Raw genomic sequence first — 23719 nt, forward strand, 5'->3', positions numbered from 1 at the left:
GCCGCTCTTTCATCGCATCTGGTCGGCGCGCCATAATTGCACCGCGCTCGCCCGAGCACATGAGAACCGAGCAATTGACTGCCACCCTGCGCTTACTGATGCTTCTGCTGCTACCCGTTCTCGCCTGGGCGGACAGCCTGCCGTTGCCAGCTGGACAGACCCAGGTTCTGCCCGGCCCTTACATGCAGCTCTGGAAAGACCCGCAAGGCGATAGCGATTTCCAGACGGTGCGCGCCCTGCCCGATTCAGCCTGGCAGGCAGTGGGCCGACGCGATGCCAGCTTTGGCTACGACAGCAGCACCTACTGGCTGCGCCTGGATGTGCACAACCCTCACGCCCGCGCCTTGAACTGGGTACTGCTGATCGGCAATCCACTGCTGGATCAGCTGGATGCTTACGGCCTGGACGGTGAACGCGTGTATCGATCCGGCGACCAGCGACCGTTCGACTGGCGCTGGGTCGAACATCGCCAACTGGTGCTGCCGCTGACTGTGGCCGCGGGCGAACAACGACGGATCTGGCTACGCATGCAGACCAACGGCTCGGCCAACCTCAGCGCCAGCCTGATGACCCACGAGGCCTTCGACCACCAGGAGCAGCGCAGCTTGCTGTTTCAGGGGCTGTTCTTCGGTGCGCTGCTGGGGATGTTCGTCTACAACCTGTCGATCTTCTGCATCACCCACGACCGCAACTACCTCTGGTACTGCCTGTTCGTCGCCAGCTTCAGTCTCTATGAGTTCATCCAGCTCGGCTTTGCCTTCCAATGGCTGTGGCCCAACGCCCTGACCTGGCAGCAGCTGAGTTTCCCGCTCAGCTCGGCGCTGGCCACCTTGTTCGGCATCCAGTTCACCTATGGCGTGCTGGCGCTGCGTGAAGCGCCCGCCGCCTATCGCCGGGTCGCTCACAGCCTGAAAGCCTGCGCCTGGCTGGTACTGGTCATGGCCCTGCTCGGCCCCTACCAGCCGGCACTGATCGCCAGCTTCGTGCTCATCGTCGCCTGCGCCCTCGCCGCCTTCGTCATCACCCTGCTGCGCTGGCGTGCCGGTTACGCTGCGGCACGCCTGTTCGCTCTGGGCTGGTTCGTGCTGATCAGCGCCAGCCTGGCCAGCATCCTCACCGGAACAGGCGTACTGCCCTATTCGCTGCTGACGCTACATGCCCAACAGATCGGCGGCGTGATCGAGATGACGGTCTTCTCCATCGCCCTGGCTGCCCGTATCCGCCAGGTGCAGGAGGCCGAGCGCATGGCCCAGGCCAAACTGATCACCCAGGCGCGCCAGCTCAGCAGCGAGCAGGCCAAACACCTGGAGCTGCAAACGCAGATCAGCGAGAACCTGGAACAACGCGTGAAGGAGCGCACGGCAGCGCTGGAGGAAACGCTGCAACAGCTGTCCAGCGCCAACCTGCGTCTGGCCGAACTGAATCGCCGTGACGGCCTGACCAACCTGTTCAATCGCCAGACACTGAGTGAGGAGCTGGCGCGCGCCTGCGCCCGTGCCGAACGCAGCCGCCAATCGCTGGCCGTACTGATGCTGGATCTGGATCACTTCAAGCAGGTCAATGACCGCTATGGCCACCTCGCCGGAGACGCCTGCCTGCGCCACGCCGCCCAACGCATCCAGCAACGCCTGCGCAGCAGCGACCTGCTGGCACGTTTCGGCGGAGAGGAATTCGTCGCCCTGCTCGACAGCACCGACCTGACTGGCGCACTCGATCTGGCCGAACAACTGCGTGACGACCTGGCCCGCCACCCCTGCCTCTACCAGCAACAGTCGATCCCGTTGAGTATCAGCATCGGCCTGCATGCGGGAATCCCCGACGCCCCGGACTGCGGCGAAAGCTGGCTCGACCTGGCCGATCGAGCCCTTTACCGCGCCAAGGCGGCCGGGCGCAACCGTGTTGCCAGCTACGAAGCCAGCACCCTGGACGGCGCCTGACGCACCTCTCCGAGCAGAGCGAGCACCGCCTGCAGCACCTGCGGGTCACCGAGCAAACGTTGATGACCACCTGCAGGCAGGCGTAGTAGCTGGCTATCGAACCAGGCCCGGTGAATCAGCTCCGCCTCGCCCACCGGCACCAGCGGATCATCTTCGGCATGTACGATCAAACCCGGCAACTGCAGTTGATAGCGCTGCACGTCGAGATGTGCGGCCGGAATTCCTGCCGTGCGCTCCACCTGGCTGATGAAATGCTCACGCGCCCGGACCGGCAACCCCATGAAACGGGCGAAACCACGCAACATGGTAAGAATCCTGCTCGGCGCTGAAATGCTCACCAAAGCACCAGTACGCAGACCCATCTGCGTCGCCAGCAATGCACTGGCTCCGCCCATGGAGTGGCCGATTACCGCATGCAACGGCGGCAACTCGCTGGCCGCTTCCAGCAGCGCCCTGGCGAACAACACCACATTCGCCTCTCGCCCCGGCGATCGACCATGCGCCGGCGCATCCAGTGCCACGACGCCATAACCCGCCTCCACCAGGCCACTGATCAGCCTTGCGAATTGCGTCGGCCGCCCCTCCCAGCCATGCATCAACAACACGGTGGGGCCACTCCCCCAACGCAGCGCCGACAGGCCGAAGCGCAGCGTGATGCGTTCGGCACTGGCCAGCAGCGGCAGCTCCCAGTCCCGAGGCGGCAAGCTGCGCGGCGTCATGAAGCGCTCACGCAAACGGCCCGCCAACATTTGCGGAACCAGTCGCCCCAATGCCGCATTGACACCACGCACCCAGATCATCTGGTTCATCGCACTCTCCTACGCACCTGATTTCATTTGATCGCCGACTTGGCAGAACGCAGCAGGCGATCGGACAGCTCACCTGGCCCCAACGCCCTGGCCAAAGCCAGGCCACCCACCATCAAAGCCAGATCAGCCAACGCGATGTCAGCCTCCTCCGGCGTCTCACTCATTTGTGCCGCCAGCAACTGAACATGTTCTGCAAGCGCCTGGCGAAAGCCCTCCGGCAAGCGCTCGATCTCACCGATCGAACTGGGTACGGGGCAGCGCTCATCGAGTGCATCGCGGTGTTTGCGCGAAAGATAGAAAGCCGCCAGCAACGCCCGGCGCTCCACACCATTGAGACCTGCGTCGACCGCAGCAAGGCGATCACGGCGGCGCGCCAATAGCTGGCGGAAGGCCTCCAGCATCAGGGCATCCTTGCTGGCGAAATGCGCATAGAAGCCGCCGACCGTAAGCCCGGCGGCAGCCATTACCTCCGCTACAGCCGGATCAGCGGGACCGCGCTCCACAAGCAGGCCACTAGCAGCCTCAAGAATGCGTTGGCGAGTTTCAGTCTTGCGCTCACTCATGGCATTGCCCTTCATATGATGAAAGTAATATTACATTCATCATATTAAAAGGCAAGACGACGCCCAAGCGCCAGCCAGGGCGAATAAAGCCAGCACTGCAATATGAAAGCGCCGGCCACGAGCCACGAACAACACAGAAGCGCACTGGCATCACTGGCAGCAGAAACGGCGGGCAATAAAAAAGGGCCACTTCCGAAGAAGTAGCCCCTGGTTCCGCAAATGCGGCAAGAAAAATGGCGTCCCCTAGGGGACTCGAACCCCTGTTACCGCCGTGAAAGGGCGGTGTCCTAGGCCACTAGACGAAGGGGACGAAACCTTCGAACGACAAGGCCAGCGCTAGGCTGGCCTTGTGTGGTTGGTGGAGCTAAACGGGATCGAACCGTTGACCTCTTGCATGCCATGCAAGCGCTCTCCCAGCTGAGCTATAGCCCCGGAACCTTGCGGTCGGTTCGTAACGCTTGCACATTACGACTGGAAAATGGCGTCCCCTAGGGGACTCGAACCCCTGTTACCGCCGTGAAAGGGCGGTGTCCTAGGCCACTAGACGAAGGGGACAAAACCTTCGAAGAACAAGGCCAGCACTAAGCTGGCCTTGTCAGTGTTTGGTGGAGCTAAACGGGATCGAACCGTTGACCTCTTGCATGCCATGCAAGCGCTCTCCCAGCTGAGCTATAGCCCCGAAACCTTTCGGTCTGGCTGCAACGCCTAAGCGCTGCGGCTGGAAATAGTGGCGTCCCCTAGGGGACTCGAACCCCTGTTACCGCCGTGAAAGGGCGGTGTCCTAGGCCACTAGACGAAGGGGACGCAAGACCCTGATCGTGAACCGACTCACATCGATTCTGGTACTCCCGAAGGAGCCGAGATTGGTGGAGCTAAACGGGATCGAACCGTTGACCTCTTGCATGCCATGCAAGCGCTCTCCCAGCTGAGCTATAGCCCCATCTCGAGGACGGGGCGCATGTTAAGAGCGCCCCGATTGCCTGTCAACAACATTTTTCCTGCTAGCCCAAAGTTTTTGCCACTAGAACAATTACTTAGGGTCGCGTGACGTCTCGTAGGGTGCACCATGCGCACCGATGCTCAACAGCACGACACTCGGTGCGCACGGCGTGCCCTACGAAGGCATCAAGCGATGGCTGCCAGCAGCTTTTCCCACTCCTTGGTTTCCTTCTTCGAGGTGCCGCCCAGCAGCTCCAGCGCCTGGCGCAGACGGAAACGAGTCAGATCCGGGCCAAGGATTTCCATCGCATCGAGCACCGATACCGAGCTCGCCTGACCGGTGATGGCAGCGAACATCAGCGGCATGGCATCACGCAGCTTCAGCTCCAGGTGCTCGACCACGGCCTGAATGCAACCGGTGATGCGCTCCTTTTCCCACTGACGCAACGATTCGAGTTTCCACAGGATCAGTTGCATCAACTGGCGCACCTGATCAGCAGAGAGCTTCTTGTGCTCGAACAGCTTGGCGTCCAGGTTAAGACCACCTGAGAAGAAGAAACCGGCCAGCGGTGCGATCTGGCTGAAGGTTTCCACCCTGCCCTGCACGTGCGGTGCGATCTTCATCAGGTATTCAGGATTGAGCGCCCACTTCTGCACTTCGGCAGCGAAGGTTTCCACAGGCAGCTCACGCAGCCACTGGCCATTGAGCCAGGACAGCTTCTCCAGATCGAAAATCGGCCCGCCCAGCGACACACGGTTGATGTCGAAGTGTTCGATCATCTCGGCCAGCGAGAACTTCTCGCGCTCGTCCGGCATCGACCAGCCCATGCGCCCCAGGTAGTTGAGCATGGCCTGCGGCAGGTAGCCCATGCGCTCGTAGAACGTCACACTGGTCGGGTTCTTGCGTTTGGACAGTTTGCTCTTGTCCGGGTTACGCAGCAACGGCATGTAGCACAGTGCCGGCTGCTCCCAACCGAAGTATTCGTATAGCTTGATCAGCTTGGGCGCGGACGGCAGCCACTCTTCGCCACGCAGCACGTGAGTGATACCCATCAGGTGGTCATCGACCACATTGGCCAGGAAGTAGGTCGGCAGGCCATCGGCCTTCATCAGCACCTGCATGTCCATGCGATCCCATGGGATCTCGACATTGCCACGGAGCATGTCCGGCACCACGCAAACGCCTTCGCTCGGCACCTTCATGCGCACCACATGGGACTCGCCCGCAGCGATGCGACGCTGCGCCTCGGCCGGCTCCATGTGCATGCAGTGCCCGTCGTAACGCGGGGTTTCCTTGTTGGCCATCTGCTGCGCGCGCACTTCATCGAGGCGCTCGGCGGAGCAGAAGCACGGGAAGGCATGGCCCTTGCCGACCAGTTCATCGGAGTACTTCTTGTAGATCTCGCCACGTTCACTCTGCCGGTACGGGCCGTGCGGGCCGCCAACGTCCGGGCCTTCGTCCCATTCGATACCCAGCCAGCGCAGCGCGTCGAAAATCTGCTGTTCGGACTCACGCGTGGAACGAACCTGGTCGGTGTCCTCGATGCGCAGGATGAACTGGCCACCATGCTGACGGGCAAAACACAGGTTGAACAACGCGATATAGGCGGTGCCGACATGGGGGTCGCCGGTTGGCGATGGCGCGATACGGGTACGGACGGTGGTCATGAATGCTCTCGGATGGAAGACACGAGGTTTGAATCAAGCGGGCGATGTTAGCAGGCCGGCGGCCCCTGGCTCCAGCAACCCGCCGCGGGTGATCGGCAAGCTGGCGATGAGGAAGTCGAGGAAAGTCTTGACCTTCATCGCCTGGAAGCGCCGCGACGGGTAGATGGCATACACCTCACCTACCGGCAAGCGCGCCTCAGGCAGCAGCTCGACCAGGCGGCCGCTGCGCACCGCCTCTTCGCTGATCATCACCGGCAACCCGGAAATCCCGGCGCCCGCCAGCGTCGCCTCACGGGCAAAGGTGATGTTGTTGCAGGTCATCACCCGCTGACACGGCAGATGCTCACCCAGCAACGGCCAGTAACGCGGCGCGTCGTGCTGCAACAGTATCGCCCGATGACCCTCCAGCTCGGCGACGCTACGCGGTGTACCGTGCGCAGCGAGGTACGCAGGGCTTGCACACAGGCGTCGACCGCTTTCGAACAGCTTGCGCGCGATCAGGGTGGAATCCTGCGGTTGGCCGACCTGGATGGCGATATCCACGCCCTCCTCCAGCGGATCCACCAAGCGCGAGGTCAACTCCACCTCGGCGTCGATCTGCGGGTACTGGCGCATGAACTCACCCAGCACGCGCCCGAGAAAAAGCTGGCCAAACTCGATCGGTGAAGTAATGCGCAGTAATCCGGAGGGTTCGCGTTGCAACTGCATCACCGCCTGCTCGGCTTCGGCGAAGTCGAGCATGATCTGCCGGCAGCGTTCGTAGTAAGCCTGCCCCACTTCGGTCAGGCGCAACTTGCGCGTGGTGCGATTGAGCAGACGCACACCCAGGCGCTCCTCAAGCAGTGCGATACGCCGACTCACCGTCGATTTCTGCATACCCAGGCTGGTCGCGGCCTGCGTGAAACTATGGCAATCCACTACCCGGGTAAAAATCAAAGCATCATCCAGCCCCATGATTGTTCCTCATACGCAACAAAGCATGCCAGGCCTAGAGTCTACTAGCGCAAAGGGAACACTGTTAAATTTACTTACATTTCCCTGCCGCATCTCGAGCCTCAAGCATGCCCGCCAAACTGCAACGTCGCCTTTTCGTCTTCGTGATCCTGCTGGTGCTGATTGCCGGCGCCCTGCTCGCCCATTGGCTGCTGGTCGGTCGCTACCATGAAAGTACCGACAACGCTTATGTGCAGGGCGAGATCACTCGGGTCTCCAGCCAGTTGAATGCGCGCATCGAAAAAGTGCTGGTGCGCGATAACCAGCATGTAGAGGCCGGCCAGCTCCTGGCGGTACTGGAAGACGCCGATTTCCGCCTGGCCCGCCAGCGCGCCCTCGCCGCACTGGAAACCCATCAGGCCGAACGCACCCAGGCGCAGAGCAAGCTTGACCAGCAGGCCAGCCTGATCGCCGCCAGCCAGGCCGACGTGTCTGCCAGCCAGGCCACCCTCGAACGCGCCAAGCTCGACTTGGGCCGCGCCCAGACCCTACGCAAGCCGGGTTATGTCTCCGAAGAACGCGTGACCACGCTGGCCGCCGACAACCGCGTGGCCCGCTCGCAGGTAGCCAAGGCTCAAGCCGACCTGCAGGCGCAACGGCAACAGGTTGCCAGCCTGGAAGCCGAACTCAAGCGCCTGGACGCGCTGATCCTCTCCTCCCAGGCCGACCTGGAACAGGCCGACCTCAATCTCGCGCGCACGCAGATTCATGCGCCGATCAGCGGCCTCGTCGGCCAGCGCTCGGCACGCGAAGGCCAGGTGGTACAGAGCGGCGCCTACCTGCTGTCGCTTGTGCCGGATCAGGACATCTGGATCCAGGCCAACTTCAAGGAAACCCAGATCGGCCGCATGCGCCCGGGGCAGAAGGCCGAACTACTGTTCGACAGCTATCCGGATACGCCTATCGAAGGCCGCATCGACAGCCTGTTCGCCGCCTCCGGCGCGCAGTTCAGCCTGCTACCGCCAGACAACGCCACCGGCAACTTCACCAAGGTGGTGCAACGCATCCCGGTCAAGCTGACCTTCGCCGCCGATAATCCGTTGCGCGGGCTGATCCGTCCCGGCATGTCGGTGGAAGTCACCGTGGATCTGCGCAGCGACGACAGCCATGGCGGGTGATGCGCTGATCCGCCCGACGGCGGAACCCAGCCGCCGTGACTGGATCGCCGTGATGAGCGCCATGCTCGGCGCCTTCATGGCAGTGCTGGATATCCAGATCACCAACTCCTCGCTGAAGGACATCCAGGGCGCGCTGTCCGCAACGCTTGAGGAAGGTTCGTGGATTTCCACGTCCTATCTGGTGGCCGAGATCATCATGATCCCGCTGACTGCCTGGCTGGTGCAGTTGCTCTCGGCACGCCGCTTGGCCGTATGGGTGTCGGTAGGTTTTCTGATCGCCTCGCTGCTGTGCTCCCTGGCCTGGAGCCTGGAAAGCATGATCGTGTTCCGCGCCCTGCAGGGTTTCACCGGCGGCGCGCTGATCCCGCTGGCGTTCACCATGACGCTGATCAAGCTCCCCGAACACCACCGCGCCAAGGGCATGGCACTGTTCGCCATCACGGCAACCTTCGCCCCCTCCATCGGCCCGACACTGGGTGGCTGGCTGACCGAGAACTGGGGCTGGGAGTACATCTTCTACATCAACGTGCCGCCTGGCCTGCTGATGATCGCCGGCCTGCTCTATGGCCTGGAGAAAAAGGCGCCGCACTGGGAGCTGCTGAAGACCACCGACTACGCCGGCATCGTCACCCTGGGTATGGGCTTGGGTTGTCTACAGGTTTTTCTCGAGGAGGGTCATCGCAAGGACTGGCTGGAATCGCAACTGATCGTCGGCCTGGGCAGCGTGGCATTGGTCAGCCTGATCCTGTTCGTCATTCTGCAGATATCCCGGCCCAACCCGCTGATCAACCTAGGCGTGCTGCGCGAACGCAACTTCGGCCTGGCCAGCATTTCCAGCCTGGGGCTCGGCGTCGGACTCTATGGATCGATCTACGTGCTGCCGCTGTACCTGGCGCAAATCCAGGGCTACAACGCCATGCAGATCGGCGAAGTGATCATGTGGATGGGCGTGCCGCAGCTATTCCTGATCCCTCTGGTGCCCAAGCTGATGAAGATCATCTCGCCGAAATGGCTGTGCGCCCTGGGCTTCGCCCTGTTCGGCGCGGCGAGTTTCTTCTCCGGCGTGCTCAACCCGGACTTCGCGGGCGAACAGTTCCAGCACATCCAGATCGTCCGCGCGCTGGGCCAGCCGCTGGTGATGGTCACGGTTTCGCTGATCGCTACGGCCTATATCATGCCGCAGGACGCTGGCTCGGCCTCCAGCCTGTTCAACATCCTACGCAACCTGGGTGGAGCCATCGGTATCGCCCTGCTCGCTACCCTGCTGGATGCCCGCGCCAAGGTCTACTTCGACTACTTGCGCGAATCCATCGTGCCAACCAACCCACAGGTAGAGGAACGCCTGCACCTGCTGACGCAGACACTGGGCAGCGAGCAGGCAGCGCTGGCCAAGCTCAGCCAGATCGTCCATGAACAAGCGATCATCATGGCTTACAACGATGCCTTCCACTTCATTGGCATCGCCCTGGCAGTGAGCATGCTGGCGATCCTGTTGACACGAAAGCTGCCGCAGAACATGGCGGGCGGTGGCGCAGCGCATTAACGCGCCTATCACCTAAGGCTGATGTCGCTTTTTGCATCCACCAGATGCTGATCGATGAAGCGTGATCCAGCCTACGCTGGCGCCTCATCCGTAGGAGCGGCTTCAGCCGCGAATTCAGTCGCAGAGTGGATGCCATTTTTTGCATCCGCCGAGGCAATGGATCGATAAGACATGATCCAAGCACGGGGACACGTAGAACCGTGGGAGGGACTTCAGCCGCGACCGTCGCCGCTACGACTGCATGGATGCAGGAGGTAGAACGAAGCAGGATGCCAGAGTCGAAAGCGCCTCCAACAGAGCCCGGATGCAATCCGGGAATGGCTTGGCTGCTCGGCCCCTGGCGTCAAACCTGCAACAACCGATCCCGCAACTTCTGGATCTCGTCGCGCAGTTGCGCGGCGGCCTCGAACTCTAGATCACGCGCCAGGGCGTACATCTTCTCTTCCAGCTGACGAATACGCTTGGTGATCTCGCTCGGCGAACGCAGTTCGTTCTCGTAACGCGCGCGCTCCTCCGCCGCCTTGGCCATGCCCTTGCGCTTGTTGCTGCGCGCGCCAGGCACCACAGCGCCTTCAAGGATGTCCTTGACGTCCTTCTGCACGCCCTTGGGCACGATGCCATTGGCCTCGTTGAAGGCGATCTGCTTGGCGCGGCGGCGCTCGGTTTCATCGATGGCACGCTGCATCGAGCCCGTGATGTTGTCGCCGTAGAGAATCGCCTTGCCGTTGAGGTTACGCGCCGCACGGCCGATGGTCTGGATCAGCGAACGCTCACTACGCAGGAAACCCTCCTTGTCCGCATCGAGGATCGCCACCAGTGACACCTCTGGCATATCCAGCCCCTCGCGCAGCAGGTTGATCCCCACCAGCACGTCGAAAGCGCCTAGACGCAGATCACGAATGATCTCCACGCGCTCGACGGTATCGATATCCGAGTGCAGGTAACGCACCTTGACGTCGTGATCGCCTAGGTAGTCGGTCAAGTCTTCCGCCATGCGCTTGGTCAAGGTGGTGACCAGCACGCGCTCGCCCACAGCCACACGCAAACGGATCTCCGACAGCAGGTCGTCGACCTGGGTACGCGCAGGACGCACCTCCAGTTGAGGGTCGACCAAGCCTGTCGGCCGTACCACCTGCTCGACGACGCGCCCGGCATGCTCCGCCTCATAAGGCCCAGGCGTCGCCGAAACGAAGATGGTCTGCGGACTGGCCGCCTCCCACTCCTCGAAACGCATCGGCCGGTTGTCCAGCGCCGAAGGCAGGCGGAAGCCGTATTCCACCAGCGTCTCCTTGCGTGAACGGTCGCCCTTGTACATCGCACCAACCTGCGGCACCGAGACGTGGGATTCGTCGATCACCAGCAGTGCTTCGTCGGGCAGGTAGTCGTACAGAGTGGGTGGCGGCGCACCTGCCGGACGACCAGAGAGATAGCGCGAGTAGTTTTCGATGCCGTTGCAGTAGCCCAGTTCGAGGATCATTTCCAGATCGAAGCGCGTGCGCTGCTCCAGGCGCTGCGCCTCCACCAGCTTGTTCGCGCCGCGCAGGTATTCCAGGCGCTGCTGCAGCTCGACCTTGATGTGCTCCACCGCCTCCAGCAGCGTCTCGCGTGGCGTGACGTAGTGACTCTTCGGATAGAAGGTGAAACGCGGCAGTTTCTGGATCACCTCACCGGTGAGCGGATCGAAAGCGCTGATGCTCTCCACCTCGTCGTCGAACAGCTCGACGCGAATGGCCTCCAGGTCCGACTCTGCAGGGAATACATCGATCACATCGCCGCGCACACGAAACGTCGCGCGGGCAAAATCCATATCATTGCGCGTGTACTGCAGCTCAGCCAGGCGGCGCAGCAATGCGCGCTGATCCATCTTGTCGCCACGATCGAGGTGCAACACCATTTTCAGGTACTCCTCGGGGCTGCCCAGGCCGTAGATCGAGGATACGGTGCAGACCACGATGACGTCCTTGCGCTCAATCAGCGCCTTGGTTGCCGATAGGCGCATCTGCTCGATATGGTCGTTGATCGACGCATCCTTCTCGATGAAGGTATCCGACGACGGCACATAGGCTTCCGGCTGGTAGTAGTCGTAGTAAGAGACGAAATACTCCACCGCGTTGTTCGGGAAGAACGCCTTGAACTCACCATAGAGCTGCGCCGCCAGGGTCTTGTTCGGCGCCAGAACCAGAGTCGGACGCTGCACCTTGGAAATCACGTTGGCAATGGAAAAGGTCTTGCCCGAGCCCGTCACGCCAAGCAGGGTCTGGTGCGACAGACCGGCTTCCAGCCCCTCAACCATCTGCCGAATCGCCTCGGGCTGATCGCCAGCAGGTTTGAAGCGGGTCACCAACTGAAACTCGGACATGCAGCACCTCGACAAATGGCTGTGACGTATCCATTCGGACTGCGTCAAAAGCCATGAATTGCAGGGCGATCTGGCGATACCGTCAGGCAAAGTCAAATTACCTGGCAAAAGGCCTTAATTCAGGGCTTTGCGCTGTCGCCCCCTGGATTCAGGGTCGTTATACTAACGTCCCGTTTACGCGCCCCCTAGCGCTTTTGTCGGGGACGCCTGGCCACCCACCCCTCACTCGAGTTGCCGCACCCATCATGAGTCTCTTCTCTGCCGTCGAAATGGCTCCGCGCGATCCCATCCTGGGCCTCAACGAAGCATTCAACGCGGACACCCGCACGACCAAGGTCAACCTTGGCGTGGGCGTCTACTACAACGAAGAGGGGCGAATTCCGCTGCTGCGCGCCGTCGCAGAAGCCGAAAAAGCGCGCATCGAGGCTCACGCTCCGCGTGGCTACCTGCCGATCGAAGGCATCGCCGCTTACGACAAGGCTGTGCAGGAACTGCTGTTCGGCAAGGGCGCAGCCCTTATCGAAGCCGGCCGGGTGATCACCACCCAAGCCCTGGGCGGTACTGGTGCCCTGAAGATCGGCGCCGACTTCCTCAAGCGCCTGCTGCCAGACGCCACCGTGGCCATCAGTGACCCGAGCTGGGAAAACCACCGCGCCCTGTTCGAGTCCGCCGGTTTCCCGGTGCAGAACTACCGCTACTACGATCCGTTCAGCAACGGCGTGAACCGCGGCGGCATGCTCGAAGACCTGCGCAACCTGCCGGCGCGCTCCATCGTCGTGCTGCATGCCTGCTGCCACAATCCCACCGGCGTAGACCTGCAACTGGAAGACTGGAAAGCCGTGCTGGAAGTGCTGCGCGAGCGTGAGCACGTGCCCTTCCTCGACATCGCCTACCAAGGCTTCGGTGACGGCATCGACCAGGACGCCGAAGCCGTGCGCCTGTTCGCAGAGTCGGGTCTGGAATTCTTCGTATCCAGCTCCTTCTCCAAATCGTTCTCGTTGTATGGCGAGCGTGTCGGCGCCCTGTCGCTGGTCACCAGCAGCCGCGAAGAATCGAGCCGTGTACTGTCGCAACTCAAGCGCGTGATCCGCACTAACTACTCCAACCCGCCGACCCACGGCGCCACCGTGGTCGCCAGCGTGCTCAACAGCCCCGAGCTGCGCGCCATGTGGGAAGCCGAGCTGGGCGAAATGCGCGACCGCATTCGCAGCATGCGCCTGGCCATGGTCGAGCAACTGGCGGCACTGGGTGCCAAGCGCGACTTCGGTTTCGTTGCCGAGCAACGCGGCATGTTCTCCTACTCCGGCCTTACCGTGGAGCAAGTGGAACGCCTCAAGGAAGAGTTTGGCATCTACGCCGTCGGCACCGGCCGCATCTGCGTCGCCGCGCTGAACAACGGCAACCTGGATAGCGTCACCCGCGCCATCCACGCCGTGCTGTAAGCCTCTGCGATAGACAAAAACGCCGGCCCATACGCCGCATGCGTCATACCACGACGCCGCTGTAGGAGGGGCTTCAGCCGCGATCTATTGCAGGCAGATGGCTGTCGCGGCTAAAGCCCCTCCTACGCCCCCCCTGCTGAACGCCCGAATCGTAGCAACGTAGAAGTCATACCAAAGTGTTGACTTCTCTTTTTTAATCAGTAACATACGCGCCGTTGTTCCGCGATAGCTCAGTCGGTAGAGCAAATGACTGTTAATCATTGGGTCCCTGGTTCGAGTCCAGGTCGCGGAGCCAAATTCAAGAAACCCAGCCTAAGCGCTGGGTTTTTTATTGCCTGTGGACTCTCACCTGGGACTATGTCCCAGGTTATTCGCTTCGCTCACCCCTTCGGGGCTGTACTGTCGAGGTCATCACTTAAGGATGGTCTGAAATAGTCGCTATTCCCGCGCAGGCGGGACAGCGACTTCATCGCTGAACAGAGCTTGTGCTGGCCCAAAAGGGATAATCCAGCCCCCGCAGCACCTGGATTCGCACATTCACGAGAGTGGCGGCGTGGAGCTTTTTCAGGGTTTCGTTAGCTCATTTATTGTACCGAGCTATTCACCTACTACGACCTCAAAAACGCGACGCTCCGTAGGGGGCGCCATGCGCACCGACTCCTCCACACAACAATTTCTTGCACGCCAAAAACGCAAAAGGCCGGTCAAAAGACCGGCCCATATGGAAACGCCGCCCGGCGTCAGTTCACACTCAACTTATCGCGATTTTTCTCTAGCGTCGCCTCACCGATACCCTTGACCTCAAGTAACTCATCGACCGAGGCAAAATTACCGTGCTCCTCTCGGTAAGCCACAATCGCTTGCGCCTTTGTCGCTCCAATACCCAAAAGCTCGCGCTGCAAGGTTGCAGCATCAGCGGTATTCAGATTGACCACAGCAACCTGCGCCACCTGAACAGTAGCCGGTTTGGCACTTTCGGTTTTCGGAGTTTCAGCTGCGGCTGCAGCCAGAGAGAAAGAAGCGAGAACAGCGAACAGGACGGAAGATAGGCTGAGTCTTAGCATGATTGCATTCCTTTGTCGTAAGTAGATCCCAGTGAGGTTTCAAACCCCACTTGAATCAACCTAGACGCTATCTTCCAGCTGTCAAATCGACGTCTCAACGCTCCCGGTTTCTGAGGTGAATCCAGTCGACAATCTCACCCTCCGGCACATAACCATGCACCACCTCACGCAACAGGAGACGCACACGGGCGTAATCATCCTCATCGACTGCATCCAGCAACCCCTGCAAGCGCGTTTTGAGCCCCTCCCAAGGCAGCATGTCCTCCTCGGCACGCATGATCATCGGATGCTCAGTCGGCTTTACATCCTCGCCGATCAGCAACTCCTCATAGAGTTTTTCACCAGGCCGAAGACCAGTGAACTCGATGGCGATATCACCATGTGGGTTACACTCATCACGCACGCTCAAGCCGGACAGCCGAATCATCTTCTCAGCAAGATCGGCGATCTTCACTGGCTCCCCCATATCCAGCACGAACACATCACCACCCAGCCCTAACGAACCAGCCTGAATGACCAGCTGTGCCGCCTCAGGGATCGTCATGAAATAGCGCGTGATATTCGGGTGAGTCACCGTCACCGGCCCACCTTGCTTGATCTGCTCCCTGAACAGCGGAATAACCGACCCAGAAGAACCAAGCACATTACCGAAGCGCACCATAGTGAAACGGGTCTTGTTGACATGATGAACACCTGATTCATCACCGAACAGCAACGGCGCAGACTCACGACTCAATGCCTGCAGAACCATCTCAGCCAGACGCTTGGTGCTACCCATCACATTTGTAGGCCGCACCGCCTTGTCGGTAGAGATCAGAACAAAATTAGCAACACCCGCCTTGATCGACGCCTGCGCGGCATTGAGCGTACCGACCAGGTTATTGAGTACACCCTCAGCAACGTTATGCTCGACCATTGGCACATGCTTGTAGGCGGCAGCGTGATAAACGGTGTTGACGCGCCAGGTCTGCAGAATGTCGAACAAACGCTCGACATTACGGATAGAACCCAGAATCGGCACCAGCTTGATCGGCAGCGACTCCCGATCGATACGCTGCTGCAGCTCGCCATGGATACTGTAGAGGTTGAACTCGCTGTGTTCGAAGAGCAGCAAGGTTCGCGCACCGCTGGCGAGAATCTGCCGACACAGCTCCGAACCAATGGAACCACCAGCACCGGTTACCAGAACGACCTGATCCTTGATGCAGCGCTGGAATAAATCCTGGCGCGGAGGTACTGCGTCGCGGCCCAGGAGGTCGGCGATATCGACTTCCTGAAGATCTTCGACCTTCACTCGCCCGCTGGCGAGATCCATGAATCCAGGGATACTGCGCACGTGCAGGGGGTGGCATTCAAGAGCGGCGAGGATCTCCCGCCGACGGGCCCGGGATGCAGAAGGAATAGCCAGCAGCAGCTCACGCGCTCCGGTCTCTTCGATCATCCGCCCAACATGCTTCGGGGCATAGACCTTGACTCCAGCGATAACCCTGCCGCCCAAACTGACATCATCGTCAATGAAGGCCACCGGTTTCATACTGTGACTCATGCGCAATGCAGAGAGCAGTTGATTTCCCGCAGCCCCCGCGCCGTATATCGCCACCTTGACCGACTGAACCGACTGACGACCGGGCGGGAACAACTCACCGCTAAAGTACTGGCGCATGAGCAGACGCAGCCCACCAACGAACAGCAAAGAGATTGCCCAATAGATGAATACAACCGATCGAGGCATCAGTTCTTCAGGCTGAATCAAGTAGATCACAACAGCCAATAGAAGCGCCGATAAACTGATCGCATTGAATATCGTCATGAGCGCCGCGCTGCTGAAATAACGCAGAACCGCGCGATAAAGGCCAAAGCGCACGAACAAGGGAATTGCTGTCGCCGGAGCGGCAACGAATAACCACAGGTACTCCCCAAAAGGATCAATCAGTACCGATGTTCCCAAACGCACAAAAAATGCCAGCCAGAGTGCGAGCCATAGCAAAAGCACATCGACCATGACCTGAAGAAGGCGTTTCCTGCCCCGAGGAAGCTCCAGCAATACCTGGCGCACTCGATCTATTGAGTTACTCATCCTTCTGTCCTTCGGATTGCATTCACTTACCGCTCACCGCTTCAGACATGACATCCCCCAACACCTGAACGGTTTTCTCCAATTCCAGATCCGTCAAGGTTGGGTGCACCATGAACATGAGGCTGGTCTCACCCAATTCGCGAGCAACTGTCAGATGAGGCTCCGGACGCCAGCCAGTACCTTCGAATGCTCGCTCCAGGTAGACCTCCGAGCAAGAACCCGAGAATGCGGGAACGCCGCGAGAATTGATCGCCTCCAGAACTCTATCTCTCGACCAATCGCCTTGAAGAGCTTCAGGCTTGACGAACACATAACACTTATATGCTGCATGCCCAATGTCACTTGGCAAGACAGGCACTCGCAATCCTGGCATGGCGCCTGCCGCAGCCCATATACGCTGGGCGTTGGCCAATCGCCGAGAGTGCCAGAGCGGCATCCTGTCTAGCTGAATACGACCAATAACGGCCTGGACTTCTATCATCCGCCAGTTGGTACCGAAACTCTCATGCAGCCAGCGAAAACCAGGCGTATGTTCACGTTCGTAGACCGCCTCCCAGCTCTTTCCATGATCCTTGAACGACCACATTCGTGACCACAGATCAGGGCAATCGGTCGTGACCATGCCGCCCTCACCCCCGGTGGTCATGATCTTGTCCTGACAGAACGACCAGGCCCCCACATGACCGATAGTTCCGACCGAGCGCCCTTTGTAAGAGGCACCATGGGCCTGCGCACAATCCTCGACGACCTTCAGGTCGTGCTTCTCGGCAAGGGCCATGATCGGATCCATATCACAGGGCCAACCCGCAAGATGCACACAGATCACAGCTTTGGTACGAGGTGTCAAAACCGCCTTGATCGTTTCTGCTGTAATGTTCTGTGAGTCAGGATCCACTTCGGCAAATACCGGGATAGCCCCTGCATTGACGATACATGAAACGGAAGCCAGGAACGTCCGGGGCGTTACCACGACCTCATCTCCCGAACCGATCCCCAGAGCCTTGAGAGCCAGATCCAGAGCCACGGTGCCGTTCGCCAATGCCACGGCATAGCGTGCGCCAACCCACGAGGCGAACTCTCGCTCGAACTGCCGGCATTGATCGCCCGTCCAATAGTTGACTCGATTGGAAAGAATGACATCTCGAGCGGCATCCGCTTCTTCGACGGAAAAGGACGGCCAAGGAGAAAAAGGGCTATTCAACACAAAGAGATCTCTATTTGACGAGCGCAACAGCACGGAACTGGCACGCAATAAATAACTACATGTCCCGGGCCGGAACCCCTACGACGGTGGTTCCTTCCACTACATCACCAATAACTGCCGCACCGGCGCCGACAATGGCGTCCGCACCGATCCGGGCAAGCTGGCGAACGCTTGCACCTATGCCAACCCACGCCGCCTCGCCGACTACGACCCCCCCGGCAAGGTTCGCGCCCGGACTTACATGAACACCGTCACCCAGCACACAATCATGATCGACGCTGCACATCGTGTTAAGGATACAGCCCTCCCCAACTCGCGCGAACGCATTGATCACGACCCCCGCAAAAACGACGCAACCAGCACCTAAGACGGAATGTCGACTTATGCTGGCACTGGGATGAATCAATGTCGCAAGCCTTAACCCTGTTTCACGAATCAATGCCAGCTTGGCAAGGCGCGTACGGTTATGACCGATGGCAACGATCGCCGCGTCGAAATGCCTCCCTTGCTTCAGAAGATCCGCCAGATCGCCTTCAACTGACCAAGCACCATTGGATCGCACCTCGGGGAATGCATCATCAAAAAACGAAACGTCCCAGCCGCACAACTCAGCAAGATCAGCGGCAACCTTGCCATGCCCACTGGCCCCCAAAATCGCCAGGCGTTTCATTTCTCCCCCCCGGTGAACTTGCTGGCAGTGGCCTGCCCATCCGCACTGATCCCCTCGCGCACGAACACTTTCTTCACCGTCAGCAACAGAATACGAATGTCGAGCAGCAACGAACGGTTGTCCACATACCACACATCCAGGGCGAACTTCTCTGACCAACTCAGCGCATTGCGTCCGTTCACCTGAGCCCAACCGGTGATTCCGGGGCGCACCTCATGGCGCCGCGCCTGTTCGGCGCTATATAGCGGCAGGTATTCCATCAGCAAGGGACGTGGCCCCACCAGACTCATCTCGCCCTTGAGTACATTCCACAACTCGGGAAGCTCATCCAGACTGGTGGCTCGCAGCAAGCGACCGAAGCGGGTAAGACGAACGTCGTCAGGCAATGGATTGCCTTGCGCATCCAGCGCATCGAGCATGGTACGGAACTTGACCATCATGAACGGCCGGCCATGCATCCCGGGACGCTGCTGCCTGAACAAGGCCGGAGAGCCGAGGTTGGTACGCACCAGCACATAGAGAATCAGCAGCACCGGCCAGAGCAGCAGCAGCGCCAGGGCACTGCATACGATATCGAAAACCCGCTTGAAGCTCATACCTTCCCTTCCTGAGCGAACACCCGACCGTAAAAGTCACTCAAGCCTCCGACGATTCGCTCACGCGAAAAGCGCTGCAATGCCCGAGCACGCGCCGCCAACCCCATGTCCAGACGCATTCCATCGTTCTCCAGCAGACGCCGCAGAGCGGCCACCAACTCAGGTACGTTCGCAGGCGACACCAACAAGCCCGACACGCCCTCTTCTACTGCATCAGTGAGCCCGTAGATTCGGGAGGCAACAGAGGGCACCCCGGCCGCCGCAGCCTCGAGTACCGAGCTGCCGAAACCCTCACGGTAACTGGGCAGACAGAAAATCTCCGCAGCAGCCATATACGCCTCTGGCTCGCCGGTGAAGCCCTGAAAATGCAGACGCCCTGCCAGACTTCCAGCAACCGTGCGAATATGTTCGACCATCCCCCCTTCATCAGGCCCCACTATCAGCCAATGCAAAGCAGGAAACACCTCATCCAGCCCCACCATCGCTTGTGCCAGCTCACGTAGCCCCTTGTCCGCATTCAAGCGCCCAAGAAACAGCACCACAGTCGCATCGGCCGGAATTCCGTGGCTGATCCGCACACGTTCACGCGCCTGTGGATCAGGACGAAAGCGCTCACCATCAACGCCGCAAATCGAGCCGTCACCTATTACCTCTATCCGTCCAGCCCGACAAACCCCTTCAGCGACAAGGAAATCACGCTGCGAGGGGCTGTCAGCCAACAGATGTGAGGCGGCAGCAGCAATCAGTCGATCGGCACTCTTGAGCACGGCGCGCCCCACTCCTGCTCGGGTAACCCAGACCTGCCCGGTAAACCAATGCACGCGCACCGGCACCCCGGCCATCCGAGCAGCCAGAATCCCCAGCAACCCTGCCTTGGGCGTGACCGAATGCACTGCGTCAAAACGGTGATGACGAAATAGGCGAACGAGAGCGAACAAGACCTTCAGATCCGCCAACGGAGAAATCTCGCGGGCCAGCGGCACGTTCAGATATGTGACCCCTGCCGCCCGTGGGAGTGGTTCGGTAGCGTAGTTGGAAATGACGAAGACATCGTAGTCCTCGACAAGCCGCTCGATATGCAGGCGCAGAAAGGCAGAGACCGCCATCGGAACCGTGGTGATGAAGCAGAGGCGTTTACGTCTCATCGCCGAACTCCTGTCTGCATTGAAAGCGATAGATACAGTACTCGCCACATTGCTCGACCTCCGAGGGTGGGAGGTCGTCCAGAAAACGCTTGTTCACGTAGGCAGGCCAGACAAGCAGGTAAGCGACATTCTGCTCGCGAATGAGCTGACCGACCGGGACAAGCAATCGAGGAAAAACCGGCTGAAGCAACCGAAAACCGTAACCATGCCCACCAAACGCAACTGCTTTCCCAGTGCGGAAAGCCACTACGTCATGCCAGTGCTGCGGCAAGCACATCACAGTGCCCTCGGGTAACTCCGCCAGCCGCCGAATGGCTTGATCCAGATCCTCATCCACCTTCAGGGTTCGACTGCTGCGTAGCGTCCGGAAGAAGGCGGCAAGCGCAACCCCACAGGCGATGACTGTCGCAATACAGATCAATAGCGCAACCCAGCTACTGGCGACAGCCTGCCAACTCAGGCCTAGCGCCAATGCTGCAGGAAAGCTTCCGTTGTAACCATAAAGATAACCTTGCCCTAAACAACGCAGCGGTGGTAGCAGGGTGGTCATGAGCGCAAAGGCAAATGAACAGGCCAACCAACCGAACGCCAGTAACTGTGCATGACCGAAGAGATGTCCTTCCAGCCAGAGAACCAATCCAACCAAAAGAACAGACGGCATCCACGGGTTGAAGCCGACCACAAACATGAGGCGGCGAAAAGCTGCGCGCAGGCCCTTGCGATAGAACTTTGAGGACGACTCAAACCCGGGTTCGCCATACACCGGTGACTCCAGTACCGGATTCGCTCCAGTCCAACGCCAGTTGGCAAACCAGAAATGCAGAATGTCCACATGAGCCAAGAACACGAAACGGTAGAACCCGGCACTTAAAAGCAATGCCGCCACCCCACTCAAAACCAGCAGCAACAAAAACCTCACTTCGAGTAGAGCGACCCCCGCCACCAATGCAGTGAACACAAACAATTGAGTCGTCATCTTGTGAGTCAAAAGCACGAGTCCTCCGACGATCACGGCAAACCACCAGCCTCCCTCTTCACCCAGCAAAGCGGCTGCCGTGAACAGCAGAACTGCATCAAGAAATAGCGCACCGAGCCCACGAGGATTCAATTGCATGTTGTAGGTGATCAACACAGGGGTCAGCGCATATACCAAGCCGGCAACGGCTGCAACCGCCCAGTCACCAGCCAATACATAACCTGCCACCATCAGCAGCAACAGGCGTAGAAGATCTAGCAAAATTGCCATCTGCCCCGCGTAACGCTCGAAAACCACCCGTGGCAACTTAGCCAGGAGCCAAGGAAAAAGCGGGGGGTACCATTGAGCCTCATCCAGCCGAAACTGAGCGAGACGCGGTGGAAACTCACCCTGGCGCCTGGTTTCCTCGACATAGGCTCGCCAAAACCACTGATCGACACCACCGCCATGAGGAGCAAGGCGCATGGGCAATAGCCGAAGAACAAGAGCAAAGACAACTACCAACAGCATTGACAACAACATGATTGTTCCTAGGTTGACGGCCGCGCGAGCCAGTAGAGCAGCCATTGCTCATGACGCTTGAGTCGCTGTGGCAAAACTGCCGCAATTTCTCGTGCATCGAAGATGGGGGTAAAGCGGATACAGCAGAACGACAGTGCCAAAGCCGCACAGCCGATCAAAAGGCGAGGAACGATGCCATCGAAAAGGCATAGCAGTAGGCCGATTATTTGGCACCAGAGTAAGACACCGGCGAAACGAGCCAGAAGGCGATGATCTGGAACTGCAAAAATCACGAACAACCACTGCAGGATCATGTAAGAAAACACCACCCCGTAAGCTGCCCCGGTAACGCCAATGAGCGGCAAAAGAAATGCGGAAAGCGCCGCATTCACCAGCAGTTTCACAAGGAAGAAGGCGAAGGTAGAAATCAGTAAGCGCCCCTGCAGAAAATAGACCACGCCAAAGAGATGCTGCGCGATGGCACCTGGAACCACAGCAAGCATGATGCTGAGCAGTGCCGCCGATGAAGTAAACGCCTCCCCCACCAGCAGCAGAAAAAGCCCAGGCAATACCGTCAGCGGAATAAGGATCAGTACGCCCCAAACCAATGCAAAACGGGGCGCATCTCGCTTGACCAACAGATCGATAGCAACTGCCCCTTTCTCCTCGAAATGCTGTACGGCACGGGGGAGTAACACGGAAACCAGTGCGGTCGGCAGACCTATAAAAATCAGAAGATATTGATACGCAGGATGAAAAAGGCCAATTTCATATTCACCGTAAAAATGGCGAATCAGAAAGTAATCACACCACTCCGCGAGATAACCGACTAAAAATCCAGGAACCAGGGGAATCGCGAAGAGCATCTGAGAAGACAGTCGCGACCAACTGAAGGATCGTAGAGGAAACCGAAAGCCGATACCGCGGAGCTCCCATGCCAGCCACCCCCCCCAGCCACATGCCATTGCCAGCAACAGAAACTGAAGCCGTTCGGCAAGAGTCGCCTCATTGAACATCGGGATCAGCGCAATAGCCGCTATAGCCCCCATGAGCACGAGGTCCGCACTAATAGGCGCCCATGCCAAGTGCACAAAGCGCTCACGCACCTGTTGTAGTGCCTGAGTTTCAGCCATGCACCAGAAAGCCAGCATGGCAAGCAACACATGAACTTCACCACTCCGGATACCAAAAAAACGCTGCAGCCAGTCAAAGGGGAGAATGAACAACGCGACTAGCGCGAGCATCGTACCGGCTACCAACAAAGGCAGGCGAATGCTGAAAGTCGAATCCAGCGAACCAGAGTCCAGCCACTCCACTCGTCCAAAACGCTGAGTGATCGACTGAGTCCAATGCAAGAGCAGCTGATTCATCAGCATCCCCGCTGCTAGAATCATTGACCAGGAACCCAGCCCCTCCGGGCCGAGCACACGGGCCAAAAGAGCAGAAATCAACAGCCAGAGAGGCGCACGCAGTGCCTTGCCTGCAAGCAGATTAAGAACACCCAGGCTGGCCGCTTTATTGACCATGCCTCCCTCCGTAGCGTCCGCCGATTCTCCAGACGCAACCATCCTTCGATACCCCAGAACCGCAATCTCTCACCTAGGCGGCACCGACGACGCGACAGGGTGTCCCAAATGCCTTGCTGCCAGAAGGTATGTCCTTGAGCACCAGACTGTTGGCACCAATGACCACGCCATCACCAATGGTGACCCCCTTGGCGATCACCGTATTGGGTCCGATATAGCAGTTGGAACCGATCCGGGTTGGTGCAGTAACAATCGGAGCCTTGCCACCGCTCAGGGAACGTTCGACCGTGTCGTGGGTATAGATTTGCACGCCCGCCGAGATAGAACAGTGCGAACCGATCTCAAGCCCCCCACCCGAGCCATCCAGTAGAGTGAAAGGGCCGATCCAGGTGTGTTCACCAACACGCACATCACCGAACACCAGACTGCTGTCGTAGATAGAGGTACCTTCACCAAAACCTAACTCGCGGGCCTTCTCCCAACGGTCAACAATGTAGTCAGCCAGAGGCAAAGTTCTCTTGAAACGCTCATTCACCTCGCTCCGGCGTTCCAGCCACAAGCGTTTCAACTGATCAAGCAACTCCACCGC

General features: G+C 59.4%; 18 protein-coding genes and 7 tRNA genes. 5 read left to right on the top strand and 20 right to left on the bottom strand.

Features of this window, described 5'->3' with window-relative positions:
- The first annotated feature begins 74 nt into the window (after window positions 1–74).
- The gene (locus HS968_RS15005) at window positions 75–1937 is read left to right on the top strand and encodes a sensor domain-containing diguanylate cyclase (protein WP_238338847.1); all 1863 of its coding nucleotides are present in this window, start codon (window positions 75–77) and stop codon (window positions 1935–1937) included.
- Here HS968_RS15005 and HS968_RS15010 read toward each other — a convergent pair.
- From HS968_RS15010 to HS968_RS15055, 10 genes are all read right to left on the bottom strand, one after another.
- Entirely contained in the window at window positions 1907–2746 is an 840-nt protein-coding gene (locus tag HS968_RS15010) for an alpha/beta hydrolase family protein (protein ID WP_182366844.1), read from the bottom strand. The genes HS968_RS15005 and HS968_RS15010 overlap by 31 nt on opposite strands.
- 23 nt (window positions 2747–2769) lie before the next feature.
- Complete coding sequence (locus HS968_RS15015; protein WP_182366847.1) at window positions 2770–3309, bottom strand: TetR/AcrR family transcriptional regulator; 540 nt, start codon at window positions 3307–3309, stop codon at window positions 2770–2772.
- 234 nt (window positions 3310–3543) lie between these two features.
- A tRNA-Glu gene (locus HS968_RS15020) sits at window positions 3544–3619 on the bottom strand.
- Window positions 3620–3665: 46 nt separating this feature from the next.
- Window positions 3666–3741: transfer RNA gene (locus HS968_RS15025), tRNA-Ala, on the bottom strand.
- A gap of 47 nt (window positions 3742–3788) precedes the next feature.
- A tRNA-Glu gene (locus HS968_RS15030) sits at window positions 3789–3864 on the bottom strand.
- A 48-nt stretch (window positions 3865–3912) separates the two neighbouring features.
- Window positions 3913–3988, bottom strand: a tRNA-Ala gene (locus HS968_RS15035).
- Window positions 3989–4037: 49 nt separating this feature from the next.
- Window positions 4038–4113 (bottom strand) — tRNA-Glu (locus HS968_RS15040).
- Window positions 4114–4173: 60 nt separating this feature from the next.
- Window positions 4174–4249 (bottom strand) — tRNA-Ala (locus HS968_RS15045).
- Window positions 4250–4434: 185 nt separating this feature from the next.
- Window positions 4435–5916 (bottom strand): glutamate--tRNA ligase, encoded by a 1482-nt coding sequence (gltX, locus tag HS968_RS15050; protein ID WP_182366850.1) that lies wholly within the window; start codon window positions 5914–5916, stop codon window positions 4435–4437.
- Between the two features lie 33 nt (window positions 5917–5949).
- Window positions 5950–6870 carry a LysR family transcriptional regulator gene (locus tag HS968_RS15055; RefSeq protein WP_106740358.1) on the bottom strand — a complete coding sequence of 307 codons (921 nt, stop codon included), beginning with the start codon at window positions 6868–6870 and terminating at the stop codon, window positions 5950–5952.
- Between the two features lie 107 nt (window positions 6871–6977).
- Here HS968_RS15055 and HS968_RS15060 point away from each other — a divergent pair, with 107 nt between their 5' ends.
- Both HS968_RS15060 and HS968_RS15065 read left to right on the top strand, forming a co-directional pair.
- Entirely contained in the window at window positions 6978–8027 is a 1050-nt protein-coding gene (locus HS968_RS15060) for an HlyD family secretion protein (RefSeq protein WP_182366853.1), read from the top strand.
- Between the two features lie 49 nt (window positions 8028–8076).
- Window positions 8077–9570 (top strand): MDR family MFS transporter, encoded by a 1494-nt coding sequence (locus HS968_RS15065; protein ID WP_182371629.1) that lies wholly within the window; start codon window positions 8077–8079, stop codon window positions 9568–9570.
- Between the two features lie 343 nt (window positions 9571–9913).
- Here HS968_RS15065 and uvrB read toward each other — a convergent pair whose 3' ends face one another.
- The gene (gene uvrB, locus HS968_RS15070) at window positions 9914–11929 is read right to left on the bottom strand and encodes an excinuclease ABC subunit UvrB (RefSeq protein ID WP_182366856.1); all 2016 of its coding nucleotides are present in this window, start codon (window positions 11927–11929) and stop codon (window positions 9914–9916) included.
- 245 nt (window positions 11930–12174) lie between these two features.
- Here uvrB and HS968_RS15075 point away from each other — a divergent pair, with 245 nt between their 5' ends.
- Window positions 12175–13371 carry an amino acid aminotransferase gene (locus HS968_RS15075; RefSeq protein WP_182366859.1) on the top strand — a complete coding sequence of 399 codons (1197 nt, stop codon included), beginning with the start codon at window positions 12175–12177 and terminating at the stop codon, window positions 13369–13371.
- A 219-nt stretch (window positions 13372–13590) separates the two neighbouring features.
- A tRNA-Asn gene (locus tag HS968_RS15080) sits at window positions 13591–13666 on the top strand.
- 445 nt (window positions 13667–14111) lie between these two features.
- On the opposite strand, the gene HS968_RS15085 is transcribed toward HS968_RS15080, so the two are convergent.
- The 9 genes from HS968_RS15085 to HS968_RS15125 form a co-directional block, all read right to left on the bottom strand.
- Complete coding sequence (locus tag HS968_RS15085; RefSeq protein WP_182366861.1) at window positions 14112–14435, bottom strand: ComEA family DNA-binding protein; 324 nt, start codon at window positions 14433–14435, stop codon at window positions 14112–14114.
- Window positions 14436–14529: 94 nt separating this feature from the next.
- The gene (locus HS968_RS15090; protein ID WP_182366863.1) at window positions 14530–16512 is read right to left on the bottom strand and encodes a polysaccharide biosynthesis protein; all 1983 of its coding nucleotides are present in this window, start codon (window positions 16510–16512) and stop codon (window positions 14530–14532) included.
- 22 nt (window positions 16513–16534) lie between these two features.
- Window positions 16535–17716: a DegT/DnrJ/EryC1/StrS family aminotransferase gene (locus HS968_RS15095; protein ID WP_182366865.1), complete on the bottom strand. Its 1182-nt coding sequence runs from the start codon at window positions 17714–17716 to the stop codon at window positions 16535–16537.
- 55 nt (window positions 17717–17771) lie between these two features.
- On the bottom strand, window positions 17772–18386 hold the full coding sequence (locus HS968_RS15100) for an acetyltransferase (protein WP_182366867.1): 615 nt from the start codon (window positions 18384–18386) through the stop codon (window positions 17772–17774).
- Window positions 18383–18982 (bottom strand): sugar transferase, encoded by a 600-nt coding sequence (locus HS968_RS15105; protein ID WP_182366869.1) that lies wholly within the window; start codon window positions 18980–18982, stop codon window positions 18383–18385. The genes HS968_RS15100 and HS968_RS15105 overlap by 4 nt, the downstream gene beginning before the upstream one ends.
- Window positions 18979–20127 carry a glycosyltransferase family 4 protein gene (locus tag HS968_RS15110; RefSeq protein WP_182366870.1) on the bottom strand — a complete coding sequence of 383 codons (1149 nt, stop codon included), beginning with the start codon at window positions 20125–20127 and terminating at the stop codon, window positions 18979–18981. Before HS968_RS15110 ends, HS968_RS15105 begins: the two co-directional genes overlap by 4 nt.
- Window positions 20117–21625: a hypothetical protein gene (locus HS968_RS15115; RefSeq protein ID WP_182366872.1), complete on the bottom strand. Its 1509-nt coding sequence runs from the start codon at window positions 21623–21625 to the stop codon at window positions 20117–20119. The genes HS968_RS15110 and HS968_RS15115 overlap by 11 nt, the downstream gene beginning before the upstream one ends.
- A gap of 8 nt (window positions 21626–21633) precedes the next feature.
- Entirely contained in the window at window positions 21634–23130 is a 1497-nt protein-coding gene (locus HS968_RS15120; protein WP_182366874.1) for an oligosaccharide flippase family protein, read from the bottom strand.
- 73 nt (window positions 23131–23203) lie between these two features.
- Window positions 23204–23716 (bottom strand): acyltransferase, encoded by a 513-nt coding sequence (locus tag HS968_RS15125; RefSeq protein ID WP_202884187.1) that lies wholly within the window; start codon window positions 23714–23716, stop codon window positions 23204–23206.
- Window positions 23717–23719 lie beyond the last annotated feature (3 nt).

Origin of the sequence: Pseudomonas berkeleyensis (genome assembly GCF_014109765.1) — a bacterium.
GTDB classification, from domain to species: Bacteria; Pseudomonadota; Gammaproteobacteria; order Pseudomonadales; family Pseudomonadaceae; genus Aquipseudomonas; species Aquipseudomonas berkeleyensis.